This window comes from Agromyces sp. P1_H4 (assembly GCF_056405255.1).
Window position 1 is genome coordinate 1 of sequence record NZ_JBFUCL010000094.1, and the last position, 11,277, is coordinate 11,277.

The 11,277-nt window shown below is 71.9% G+C and carries 10 protein-coding genes; 8 read left to right on the forward strand and 2 right to left on the reverse strand.

The window, feature by feature from the left end; genetic code table 11:
• The first annotated feature begins 46 nt into the window (after positions 1 to 46).
• The 3 genes from AC1DY2_RS07990 to AC1DY2_RS08000 are packed head-to-tail and all read left to right on the forward strand — an operon-like array spanning position 47 to position 3,126.
• A complete protein-coding gene (locus AC1DY2_RS07990; RefSeq protein WP_476761933.1) occupies positions 47 to 1,189 on the forward strand; it encodes a type III polyketide synthase in 1,143 nt (380 codons plus the stop codon).
• 19 nt (positions 1,190 to 1,208) lie between these two features.
• Entirely contained in the window at positions 1,209 to 1,949 is a 741-nt protein-coding gene (locus AC1DY2_RS07995) for a methyltransferase domain-containing protein (RefSeq protein WP_476761934.1), read from the forward strand.
• Positions 1,942 to 3,126: an FAD-dependent oxidoreductase gene (locus AC1DY2_RS08000; protein ID WP_476761935.1), complete on the forward strand. Its 1,185-nt coding sequence runs from the start codon at positions 1,942 to 1,944 to the stop codon at positions 3,124 to 3,126. Before AC1DY2_RS07995 ends, AC1DY2_RS08000 begins: the two co-directional genes overlap by 8 nt.
• Positions 3,127 to 3,150: 24 nt before the next feature.
• Here the strand turns inward: AC1DY2_RS08000 and AC1DY2_RS08005 are convergent, their stop codons facing one another.
• Complete coding sequence (locus AC1DY2_RS08005) at positions 3,151 to 3,591, reverse strand: nitroreductase family deazaflavin-dependent oxidoreductase (RefSeq protein ID WP_476761936.1); 441 nt, start codon at positions 3,589 to 3,591, stop codon at positions 3,151 to 3,153.
• 78 nt (positions 3,592 to 3,669) lie between these two features.
• Here AC1DY2_RS08005 and AC1DY2_RS08010 point away from each other — a divergent pair, with 78 nt between their 5' ends.
• Both AC1DY2_RS08010 and AC1DY2_RS08015 read left to right on the forward strand, forming a co-directional pair.
• A complete protein-coding gene (locus tag AC1DY2_RS08010) occupies positions 3,670 to 4,167 on the forward strand; it encodes a hypothetical protein (RefSeq protein WP_476761937.1) in 498 nt (165 codons plus the stop codon).
• A gap of 160 nt (positions 4,168 to 4,327) precedes the next feature.
• Positions 4,328 to 6,562 (forward strand): ATP-dependent Clp protease ATP-binding subunit, encoded by a 2,235-nt coding sequence (locus tag AC1DY2_RS08015; RefSeq protein WP_476761942.1) that lies wholly within the window; start codon positions 4,328 to 4,330, stop codon positions 6,560 to 6,562.
• A 19-nt stretch (positions 6,563 to 6,581) separates the two neighbouring features.
• On the opposite strand, the gene AC1DY2_RS08020 is transcribed toward AC1DY2_RS08015, so the two are convergent.
• Entirely contained in the window at positions 6,582 to 7,835 is a 1,254-nt protein-coding gene (locus AC1DY2_RS08020) for an MFS transporter (protein ID WP_476761938.1), read from the reverse strand.
• A gap of 102 nt (positions 7,836 to 7,937) precedes the next feature.
• Between AC1DY2_RS08020 and AC1DY2_RS08025 the strand changes: the two genes are divergently transcribed.
• Genes AC1DY2_RS08025 through AC1DY2_RS08035 form a run of 3 tightly spaced genes read left to right on the forward strand, consistent with a single transcriptional unit; the run spans position 7,938 to position 11,038 of the window.
• Positions 7,938 to 9,494, forward strand: a complete 1,557-nt coding sequence (locus AC1DY2_RS08025) for a carboxylesterase/lipase family protein (protein WP_476761939.1) — start codon at positions 7,938 to 7,940, stop codon at positions 9,492 to 9,494.
• A 24-nt stretch (positions 9,495 to 9,518) separates the two neighbouring features.
• Positions 9,519 to 10,568 carry a zinc-dependent alcohol dehydrogenase family protein gene (locus tag AC1DY2_RS08030; protein WP_476761940.1) on the forward strand — a complete coding sequence of 350 codons (1,050 nt, stop codon included), beginning with the start codon at positions 9,519 to 9,521 and terminating at the stop codon, positions 10,566 to 10,568.
• Positions 10,565 to 11,038 carry a heme-degrading domain-containing protein gene (locus AC1DY2_RS08035; protein WP_476761941.1) on the forward strand — a complete coding sequence of 158 codons (474 nt, stop codon included), beginning with the start codon at positions 10,565 to 10,567 and terminating at the stop codon, positions 11,036 to 11,038. The genes AC1DY2_RS08030 and AC1DY2_RS08035 overlap by 4 nt, the downstream gene beginning before the upstream one ends.
• The last annotated feature ends 239 nt before the right edge of the window (positions 11,039 to 11,277 follow it).

An 11,277-nucleotide genomic window follows, 5' to 3' on the forward strand; every position in this document is an offset into this window, starting at 1 on the left:
TCCTCAGCGACGCCGAGTTCGCCGCGGCCAAGGCGAAGCTGCTCGGGTGACCGTCGCGCTTCGGGCGGTCGCCACGGCGGTGCCGCCGACGGTGCTCGTGCAGGAGCAGGTGCGCGACGTGTTCGCCGCCCAGCCGGGGCTCAACCGGCTGGCGCAGCGGATCGTCGCCACCTCGTTCAACGTGTCGGGCATCGAGACGCGCCACACGGTGCTCGAGGAGCTCAGCTGGGATCCCCGCACCGAGGAGCCGGTCTTCTTCGACCTCGCGAGCGGCGAGCTGCTCCTGCCGGGCACCAAGGTGCGCAACGAGATCTACGCCACCGAGGCGACGAAGCTCTACGTGCAGGCCGCGCAGGCGGCGATCGACGGATGCCCCGGCATCGAGGCATCCGACATCACGCATGTGGTCACGGTGTCGTGCACCGGCTTCTACGCACCCGGCCCCGACTTCATGCTCGTGCGCGAGCTGGGCCTCGGCCCGGCCGTGCAGCGCTACCACCTCGGATTCATGGGGTGCTACGCCGCGATGCCCGCGCTGCGCACCGCGAAGCAGTTCTGCGAAGCGGATGCCGCGGCGGTCGTGCTCGTGGTCTCGGCCGAGCTCTGCACGCTGCACCTGCGCACCTCGAACGACCCCGACACCATCGTGGCCTCGTCGCTCTTCGCCGACGGCGCCGCGGCCGGGATCGTGACGGCCAGGCCGCTCGCCGACGGCGAGCGCGCCTTCGACCTCGACCGGTTCGAGACGCGCATCACGCCGAACGGCGAGGACGACATGGCGTGGAAGATCGGCGACCACGGCTTCGAGATGGTGCTCTCGAACGCCGTGCCGACGATCATCGACGACCACATCACCGGCGCCATCGAGCCGCTGCTCGACCACGACGAGGCGCTGACGGAGGCGCTGGCGACCGACGCCGCGAGCGAGGCGATCGAGCACTGGGCGATCCATCCCGGCGGCCGCAGCATCCTGGACAAGGTCGAGACACGGCTCGGGCTCACCGAGGCGCAGTTGGTGCCCGCGCGCGAGACACTCCGCGACTTCGGCAACATGTCGAGCGCGACGGTGCTGTTCGTGCTGCGGAACATCCTCGATTCGGATGCCGCCGACGACGGCGATCGCGTCGTCGCCATGGCGTTCGGCCCCGGCCTCACGGTCGAGTCGGCGCTCATGACGGTGCGCGCCTGACCGATGGGCACCTGACCCGATGAGCACCGTGCCCGGGTTCTTCGATCGGGGATTCCTGCGGCAGCGCGACGACACCGCGACCGAGCTGATGGACGACCACGACGGCGACGTCGCGGCGCTCGCCCGCACGTACGAGCGGTTCCGCCTGGTGAACGCGGTCGTGTCGAACCATCGGGCGGTGTACCGCCGGTGGGTGCGGCCATGCCTCTCGCCGACCGAGACGCGCCGGGTGCTCGACATCGGCACCGGCGGCGCCGACCTGCCCCGCGCGCTGCTGCGGTGGGCGCGCGCCGACGGATTGCGGCTCGAGGTGACCGCGATCGACCCCGACGCGCGATCGCTCGACTGGGCGCTCGCCCAGCCTGCCGACCCGGGCCTCGTGCTGCGGCGCGTGTCGAGCTCCGAGCTCGCCGACGCGGGCGAGCGGTTCGAGGTGGTCACGTCGAACCACGTGCTGCACCATCTCGACAGCCACCAGTTCGGGGCGCTGCTCGCCGACTCCGAGCGGCTCGCGGCCGACGGCGGGGTCGCGGTGCATGCCGACATCGAGCGGTCGCGATACGGCTACGCCGGGTTCGCGCTCGGCACCCTCCCGTTCTCGCGCAACCTGCTCGCCGGCTCGTACATCCGCGCCGACGGGCTCACCTCGATCCGGCGCAGCCACACCGCGGCGGAGCTGGCGGCGGTGCTGCCGCCCGGATGGCGCGTTCGCCGGGGCATCCCGTCGCGACTCGAGGTGGTGTGGGGGGCGGATGCCTGAGCACGAGGCCAAGGTGCACGAGGCGCCCGAGCTGCACGAGGCGCGGCACGACGTGGCCGTGGTGGGCGGCGGGGCCGTCGGCCTGCTGCTCGCCTGCCTGCTCGCGCAGCGCGGCCTCGACGTCGTGGTGTTCGAGCGGCGGTCGGGTCGCTCCGACCGGTCGCGGGCGATCGGCATCCACCCTCCGGGGCTGCGCGCCCTCGCTCGCGCGGGCGTCGAGGAGGAGGTGCGGTCGAGGGCGATCGAGATCCACGACGGGCGGGTGACCTGCGAGGGGCGCACGCTCGGCGCCATGTCGTTCGCGAAGGCGGGCACCGTGCTGTCGTTGCCGCAGCTCGAGACCGAAGAGCTGCTCGAGCGCCGGCTGGCGGACGTTCGCCCCGGGTCCCTCCGGCGCGGCATGGAGGTGCGGGGCCTGCACGACCGCGGCACGCACGTCGAGCTCGACGTCGCCGTGACCGAGGGCGGCGAGCGGCTGCCCGTCGTCGCCGCGCGCTACGTGGTCGGGGCCGACGGCGTGCGCAGCGGCATCCGGAGCATGGTGGGCGTCGACTGGGTGGCCCACCGTGGCCGCGCGCACTACGTGATGGGCGACACCCGCGATGACACCGGCGAGCCCGGCAGCGCCCTGCTGCACTTCGAGCCTGCGGGCGTCGTGGAGTCGTTCCCGATGCCCGGCGGGTTGCGGCGCTGGGTGGCCTGGGTGCGCCGACCGCTCGCGGCGCCCACGTCGGCGCAGCTCGAGACGATCGTGCGCACCCGCGCCGGCGGGGTCTTCGACGTCGACGCGGCATCCGAGCCGAGCGGGTTCGAGGCACGCCAGCACCTCGCCGGTCGGATGTCGCAGGGCCGCGTCGCGCTCGCCGGCGACGCCGCGCACGAGATCAGCCCCATCGGCGGGCAGGGCATGAACCTCGGCTGGATCGACGCGATGCGACTCGACCACGACCTCGCCGCAGCGCTCGCGGTGGGGGCGCCCTACGAGCCGTTCGAGACGTACGACCGGGTGCGGCGGCCCGCCGCGCGCCGCGCCATCCGCCAGGCGGCGTTCAACATGCGCATGGGCGCGCCGGCAGCGGGTCTTCGTCTGCGCGCCCGCAACGGCATCGTGCGGACGCTCGCGGTGCCGCCGCTTCGAGCGCTGCTCGCGCGGGCGTTCACGATGCGCTGGCTCTGAGCGCGCAGGCCCGGACCGTTTGGCTCAGAGCACGACGCGCGTGAGGAGGAAGACCGGGATCAGCCGGTCGGTCTTGCGCTGGTAGTCGGCGTAGGGCGGGTACGCCTCGACCGCGCGAGCCCACCATTCCTCGCGCTCGGCCCCCTCGAGCTCGCGCGCCTCGTAGTCGTGCCGCTCGGCGCCGTCCTGCAGCTCGACGTGCGGGTGCTTCTTCAGGTTCCAGTACCAGACCGGGTGCTTCGCGGCGCCGCCGAGCGATGCGACGACCGCGTACGCCCCGTCGTGCTCCACGCGCATGAGGGCGGTCTTGCGCAGCTTGCCGGTCTTCGCGCCGACGCTCGTGAGCAGGACGATCGGCAATCCGCGGAGCGTGTTGGCCTGCGCGCCGTTCGACGCCTCGAACGTCTCGGCCTGCCTGCGTGCCCATCCCGACGTGCTCGGCTCGTACTCGCCTTCCAGTGGCATGGAACCTCCTCGATCTCTCTTCGACCATACGCGGCCCGCCCGTATCCGGAATCGAGCGGATGCCGCAGAATGGCGAGCATGACCGACCCGCACCTGCTCGGACCCGGCTTGCTGCCGACGCCCTTCACCGCCGACGAGATCCGCACCGGTTGCCCTGACGGGCGCACGATCCGGCTCTTCGTCGAGCCCGCCGAGGGCGAGCCGTTCGAGCGGGTCAACCGCTTCGTCGAGGCCGACGAGACGGGAGCGACGCTGGAGCGCTGGTGGGTCGGCCCCGACGGCCTGGTCGACGGCGAGGTGGAGCGGGAGCGCACGAGCTGGCTCGACCTCCAGCGGCACGCGGCGTTCCCGGCCGACCGCACGACGTCGTCGCGCGAGACCCTCGACCTGCCGGTCGGCACCGTCGAGTGCGTTCGGTTCGACGTGCGGCCGGAGGCATCCGACGCCGACGCCTCCGTCGCGACGTTCTGGTTCTCGCTCGCTCACCCCGGGATGCCCGTGCGGTACGAGCAGCCGGCCGACTCCGGCGGAGTCGATCGCACGACGATGGTGGGCGACGAGGTCGAGGTCGACTGAGGGCGGGCGCGGACGAACGCGCCCAGACGGTGGCGATCGCCGGGGCATCCGTCTACCGTGAGTGACGGGCGGATTCCGCCGCTCGTTCCGGAATACCCGCCTTCCGAGCAAAGTTGAGTTAAGTACACTCAAGTTTGACGAAGGGATGCCTGTGGCCAACATGCAGGGCGCGCCGAACTCCCAGGAGGAGCAGAAGTCGGCGCTCGAACAGTACGGCGTGAACCTCACCGACCTCGCGAAGGCGGGCAAGCTCGACCCGGTGATCGGCCGTGACGCCGAGATCCGCCGGGTGAGCCAGGTCCTCACCCGTCGCACCAAGAACAACCCCGTGCTCATCGGCGAGCCCGGCGTCGGCAAGACCGCGGTCGTCGAGGGGCTCGCCCAGCGCATCGTCGAGGGCGACGTCGCCGAGTCGCTGAAGGACAAGCAGCTCGTCTCGCTCGACATCTCGGCGCTCGTCGCCGGCGCGATGTACCGCGGCCAGTTCGAGGAGCGGCTCAAGGCCGTGCTCAAGGAGATCAACGACGCCGAGGGCGGCATCATCACGTTCGTCGACGAGCTGCACCTGCTCATGGGCGCCGGCGGCGGCGAGGGGTCGGTCGCGGCATCCAACATGCTGAAGCCCATGCTGGCGCGCGGCGAGCTGCACCTCATCGGCGCGACCACGCTCGACGAGTACCGCGAGTACATCGAGAAGGACGCGGCGCTCGAGCGCCGGTTCCAGCAGGTCTACGTCGGCGAGCCGAGCGTCGAGGACACGGTGGCGATCCTCCGCGGGCTCAAGGGCCGCTACGAGGCGCACCACGGCGTGACGATCTCGGATGCCGCGCTCGTCGCCGCGGCATCCCTCTCCAATCGCTACATCACCGCACGACAACTGCCCGACAAGGCGATCGACCTCATCGACGAGGCGATGTCGAGGCTGAAGATGGAGATCGACTCGTCGCCCGTCGAGATCGACGAGCTCAAGCGCCAGGTCGACCGCATGAAGCTCGAGGAGCTCGCGCTCAAGCGCGAGAAGGACGACGCCTCGAAGGAGCGGCTCGCTCGGCTGCGCGAGACGCTCGTCGAGAAGGAGCGCGACCTCGCCGAGCTCGAGGCGCGCTGGTCGCGCGAGCGCATGGGGCTGAATCGCGTCGGCGAGCTGAAGAAGAAGCTCGACGAGGCGATCACCGAGCGTGACCGCGCGATGCGCGAGGCGGACTACGCCCGCGCGTCGAAGCTCGAGTACGAGACGATCAAGCGGCTCCAGCAGGAGCTCGAGGCCGCCGAGCAGGCCGAGGCGGCGCCCGACGAGCCGCGCATGGTGAACGAGCAGGTCACCGAGGAGGACATCGCCCAGGTCATCGCCGCGTGGACGGGCATCCCCGTCGGCCGGCTGCTCCAGGGCGAGACCGAGAAGCTGCTGCACCTCGAGACCGAGCTCGGCAAGCGGCTCATCGGGCAGAAGCGTGCAGTCGGCGCCGTGGCCGACGCCGTGCGACGCTCGCGCGCCGGGATCAGCGACCCGAACCGTCCGACGGGATCCTTCCTGTTCCTCGGCCCGACCGGCGTCGGCAAGACGGAGCTCGCGAAGGCGCTCGCCGAGTTCCTCTTCGACGACGAGCGCGCCATGGTGCGCATCGACATGTCGGAGTACGGCGAGAAGTTCTCCGTCTCCCGGCTGGTCGGCGCGCCCCCCGGGTACATCGGCTACGAGCAGGGCGGCCAGCTCACCGAGGCCGTGCGCCGGCGCCCCTACTCGGTGATCCTCCTCGACGAGGTCGAGAAGGCGCACCCCGAGGTCTTCGACGTGCTCCTGCAGGTGCTCGACGACGGGCGACTCACCGACGGCCAGGGCCGCACGGTCGACTTCCGCAACGTGATCCTCATCCTCACGTCGAACCTCGGCTCGCAGTACCTGATCGACCCGACGCTCAGCTGGGACGAGAAGGAGCAGGCCGTGCTGCAGACGGTGCGGCAGGCATTCAAGCCCGAGTTCGTCAACCGCCTCGACGACATCGTCGTGTTCTCCGCGCTCAGCGAGGAGGAGCTCGGCGAGATCGTGAACCTCTACATCGACCGGCTCTCGACGCGACTGCGCGAGCGGCGCCTCGACCTCGGGGTCACCCCCGACGCCAGGGCGTGGCTGGCCGAGCGCGGGTACGACCCGCTCTACGGGGCGCGCCCGCTGCGCCGGCTCATGCAGCACGAGATCGACGACCGGCTCGCGCGCGCCCTGCTCACGGGCGAGATCCGCGACGGCGACCGGGTCATGGTGGAGTTGGCTCCCGACGGGGAGTCGCTCACCGTGGCACGAGCCGAGGTCGACGAGGCGTCCGCGGGTGCGACCGGTGACGGCGCCGGCGGCGCCGGGGAGGACGACGTCATCGACGCGGAGATCGTCGAGGAGTAGTCGGCGTCGACGCGGCTCGTCAGCCCTCGACGGGCGCGGCCGTCGGGACCCCGTTGGCGCTGGCCGGGATGCGGCGTTCGAGCGCCAGCGCGAGCACGCCGATGCCGAGGCATCCGATCACCATGACCGCGATGTACCACGCCTCGAGGCCGTTGGCGAGCAGCAGGCCCGCCGCGATGGGACCGGTGATCGCACCGCCCTGGAACGCCGCCGAGTTGATCGCGTTGTAGCGGCCGCGGTTGTGGTCTGAGGCGAGGTCGTTGTAGACGGCCGGCACGGTCGGCTGCAGCAGCGTCTCGCCGAAGGCGAAGACCCCCATGAACGCGAGCACGCCGATGGCGGCCGCGACCGTGTCGGGCAGCAGGCCCGCGGCGCCGAGGATCAGCCACGACGCCGCCCACACGCCGGCCATGACCATCATCACGCGGGTGCGCCGGCGGCCGCTGATGCGGTTGAGCACCGTGAACTGCAGCAGCACGATGACCGCGGTGTTGACGGCGAACGCGAACCCGATCACCTGCGTCGAGACCTCGGCCACCTGCCGGGCGTACGCCGGGAAGCCCGCCTCCATCTGGCCGTAGCCGATGAACATCGCGATGAACGTCAGCAGGGTGACCCACAGCACGGCCGGCTGGCGGAGGATCTCGCGGTAGCCGCCGGTCGCGGGCGCGTCGGGCGACGGTTCGGACTGCGTGCGGACGTGCCGCAGCGGACCGAGCAGCAGGGCCATGGGGATGAGGCTCGTCGCCGCGTCGACGAGGAAGATCACGGTGAACGTCTCGGGCGCGTGGACGTCGACGTAGAAGCCGCCGAGGATGCCGCCGATGCCGATCCCGAGGTTCACGAGCGCGAAGTTCACGCCGAAGTACTGCTGCCGCAGGTCGCCCTGCACCACCGTGGCGATGAGGGCGTTGAACCCGGGCCAGGAGACGCCGAAGTTCACCCCGATGAGCACGAGCGCCACGGCGGCGACCGCGGGGTGGGTCGCGAACGCGAGCAGCGTGCAGCCGGCGATCATCGAGGTGAGACCGGCCAGAAGGATGGTGCGGGCGCCGTAGCGGTCGATGAGGGTGCCGCCCGGACCGGTGACGACGAGCCCGGTGATGGCGATGAGGCTCATCAGCGCGCCCGACAACCCGAGGTCGAAGCCGCGCACCTCGTGCAGGTAGATGATCGTGAACGGGAGCGTGAGCCCACGGCCGAGCGTCTGGATGGCGACCGTCGACAGCAGCCATCGACCCTCGGTGGGGAGTGCCCCCCAGAAGCTCCGCATTCCGACCACCGTGACATTCTGCCGCAGGCCCACGACATCGGTCTCGGTCCGAGTTCGGGCTACCCCAGTCCCGCATTCACCCGACCGGGGTAGGCTCCCGCCATGCTGCGCGAGGGCCCCCTGCTGGTCAGCGACGGACTCGTCGTCGAGACGGATGCGGGCGCCGTGCGCGGTGTGCGTCGGCGCGGGCTGCGCATGTGGCGCGGCATCCCGTACGCCGGCACGACGGGCGGCGAGCAGCGCTTCCTCGCCCCGGCCGCGGTGACGCCGTGGGACGGCGTGCGCGACGCCGCCGAGTTCGGGCCGGTCGCGCCGCAGAACCGGAAGGGCCAGTTCATCGGCGCGCATCCGCGGCTGCCGCGCAGCGAGGACTGCCTCCGCCTCAACGTGATCGCGCCCGACGAGCCGGTCGGCGGCCGCCCCGTCATGGTGTTCCTGCACGGCGGCGCGTACAGCGTGGGCTCGTCCGACGAGTACCCGCGGCAGGGCGAGGGGCTCGTGCGTCGGCACGGCATCGTCTACGTCAGCCTCAACTACCGGCTCGGTGCGCTCGGCTGGCTCGACTTCCGGGCATACGCGTCGGCCCGGCATCCGTTCGACTGCAATCTCGGCCTGCGCGACCAGGTCGCGGCGCTCGAGTGGGTGCGGCGCAACATCGCCGCGTTCGGCGGCGATCCCGGCAGGGTGACCCTGTTCGGGGAGTCGTCGGGCGCGAACTCGGTGACGACGCTCATGGCGGTGCCGACGGCAGCGGGGCTCTTCGCGCGCGCCATCGCGCAGAGCTCGCCGGCGAACGCGGTGTACACGCCCGAGGTCGCCGCGAGGTGGGCGGCCGAGTACGTGCGCACCCTCAGCCGGCTGGTCGACGACGACGACCTCGAGAGCGATTCGGGCGAGGATGCCGCGGCGATGCTGCACACCGCAGACCCGGTGCTGCTCGCCGAGGCCACGACCCAGCTGTCGCTGCGGACGCCCGACGAGAATCCCGGCACCATCAGCCTCGCCCCCGTGATCGACGGGAAGTTCCTGCCGCAGCGGCCCCTCGACGCGTTCGCCGACGGCACGGCGCACCGAGTTCCGCTCATCATCGGCACGAACGACCGCGAGGGGTCGCTGTTCGTCGGGCGCATCAGCATCCTGCCGACGACGAAGCCGCGTATCCGCGCGATCTTCGCGAACACGCGCAAGAAGTCGCGCAAGGCGATCAAGCGCCAGTACCCGGGGCTGCCCGAACGGCGCCCGGCCGCCGACTTCGCGGGCGACTTCACGTTCTGGTTCCCCAGCGTGAAGGTCGGCGAGCGGCACTCGCGACACGCGCCGGTCTACTTCTACCGCTTCGATGCGGCCCCACGGATGCCGCGCCTGATCGGCCTCGACGCGACCCACGGCCTCGACCTGTTCGCCCTGTTCGAGAAGTTCGACACGCTGACCGGTGCCGGGCTCACGCTGCTCGGCGGGCGCCGCCTCTATCGCGAGGTCGGGCGACGGATGCAGCAGCACTGGACCTCGTTCGCGGCATCCGGCGCACCCGACCCCTCGTGGCCCGTCTACGACGAGGCCGACCGGCGCACGCTCGTGTTCGACCGGGCCGACCGCGTCGAGCTCGACCCGCGCAGCGCGAAGCGGATCGCCTGGCAGGAGTTCGTGCCGCACGTGTGAGGGGCCGCGCGTAGGCTCGAACGCATGCTTGCCACGATCATCCATGCACCACGCGACATCCGCGTCGAGACCGTTCCAGACCCCGAGCTGTCGACCGGCGGCGACGCCATCGTGAGGGTCGTCGCCGCGTGCGTGTGCGGCTCCGACCTCTGGCCGTACCGGGGCGTCACGCCCACCGACGAGCCGCACCGCATCGGCCACGAGTTCGTCGGCGTCGTCGAGGCGGTCGGCCACGACGTGCAGCACATCGCGGTCGGCGACTTCGTCATCGCGCCGTTCTACGTCTGCGACAACACCTGCGTCAACTGCCGCAACGGCGTCTCCACGTCGTGCCTGAACGGCGGCTGGTGGGGCGGCGACGACCGGTTCGGCGGATTCGCCGACGGCGGCCAGGGCGAGCGCGTGCGCGTGCCGCTCGCCGACGGCACGCTCGTGCCCGTCGGCGGCCCGATCACCGACGACCTGGTTCCCGGGCTCCTGACCCTGTCCGACGTGATGGGCACCGGCCACCACGCCGCCGTCAGCGCGGGCGTGCAGCCGGGCGACTCGGTCGCGGTCGTGGGGGACGGAGCCGTGGGCCTTTGTGCGGTCATTGCCGCGAAGCGACTCGGGGCGACGACGATCATCGCGATGTCGCGGCATCGTGACCGGCAGGAGCTGGCGCGCGCGTTCGGCGCGACGCACATCGTCGCCGAGCGAGGCGACGTCGGCGTGACCGCCGTGCAGGAGCTCACGGGCGGCATCGGCGCCGACCGGGTGCTCGAGTGCGTCGGCACCAAGGAGTCGATGGACCAGGCGATCCGCTCCGCCCGGCCCGGCGGCATGGTCGGCTACGTCGGCGTGCCGAACGGCGGCCCCGAGCTGCCCGTGCGACCGCTCTTCAACCGCAACGTCGGCGTGAACGGCGGGGTCGCACCCGTGCGCGGGTACATCGAGGAGCTGCTCCCCGATGTGCTGTCGGGCGCGATCGAGCCCGGCCGGGTGTTCGACCTCGAGCTGCCGCTGGCCGACGCGGCCGAGGCGTACGCCGCCATGGACGAGCGCCGCGCGATCAAGGTGCTCCTGCGGCCATGAGCGAGCTGCGCGAACGACTCATCGCGGAGGAGGCCGAGCTCGTCTTCGACCGGTTCACGCTCGACGACGCGTGGGCGCTCGGGGTGCGGCTCCGCGCCGCGGCGGCCGAGCGCGGGCTCCCCGTCGCGATCGCGATCTGGTTCGGCCCGCAGCGGGTCTTCCACGCGGCGCTCCCCGGATCCTCGGCCGACAACGACGGCTGGCTCGACCGCAAGCGCCGCGTCGCCGAGCGCTTCGGCCACGCCTCGATGCTCGTCGGGGAGTCGTTCCGCGCCGAYGGCGGCGACTTCGACACCGACGCACGCCTCGACCCGCGCGAGTACGCCGCGCACGGCGGCGTCGTGCCGATCCGGGTCGTGGGCGGCGCGGTCATCGGCGCGGTCGGCGTCTCGGGGCTGCCGCAGCAGGACGACCACGACCTTGCGGTCGAGCACCTGCGCGCGCACCTGGCGGAGCAGCGCGCGGGCTGACGCGCGGCCCGCGCATGCCGCCGAAATGGAGGAACAACCGACGGGCGCGCCCAGCGGGAGGCGGTCCGGGACGGCGGGTCCGCCGATTGTTCCTACATTTCGAACCAGCGAAATTGAGCGGATGCCGCGGCGTGCTGCCGCGGCATCCGCTCGTCGTGTGCTCGGGTGAGGGGTGAGCGGGGGCTACTCGCCGACGAGCACGAGCTCCTCGAGCGGCTTGCGGAGGCGGGGGGCGACCA

What these genes read in the sequence shown, in the direction of transcription:
- AC1DY2_RS07995 (WP_476761934.1), top strand. Translation starts at nt 1,209, where the DNA reads ATGAGCACCGTGCCCGGGTTCTTCGATCGGGGATTCCTGCGGCAGCGC.
- AC1DY2_RS08000 (WP_476761935.1), top strand. Translation starts at nt 1,942, where the DNA reads ATGCCTGAGCACGAGGCCAAGGTGCACGAGGCGCCCGAGCTGCACGAG.
- AC1DY2_RS08005 (WP_476761936.1), bottom strand. Translation starts at nt 3,591, where the DNA reads ATGCCACTGGAAGGCGAGTACGAGCCGAGCACGTCGGGATGGGCACGC.
- AC1DY2_RS08010 (WP_476761937.1), top strand. Translation starts at nt 3,670, where the DNA reads ATGACCGACCCGCACCTGCTCGGACCCGGCTTGCTGCCGACGCCCTTC.
- AC1DY2_RS08015 (WP_476761942.1), top strand. Translation starts at nt 4,328, where the DNA reads ATGCAGGGCGCGCCGAACTCCCAGGAGGAGCAGAAGTCGGCGCTCGAA.
- AC1DY2_RS08020 (WP_476761938.1), bottom strand. Translation starts at nt 7,835, where the DNA reads ATGCGGAGCTTCTGGGGGGCACTCCCCACCGAGGGTCGATGGCTGCTG.
- AC1DY2_RS08025 (WP_476761939.1), top strand. Translation starts at nt 7,938, where the DNA reads ATGCTGCGCGAGGGCCCCCTGCTGGTCAGCGACGGACTCGTCGTCGAG.
- AC1DY2_RS08030 (WP_476761940.1), top strand. Translation starts at nt 9,519, where the DNA reads ATGCTTGCCACGATCATCCATGCACCACGCGACATCCGCGTCGAGACC.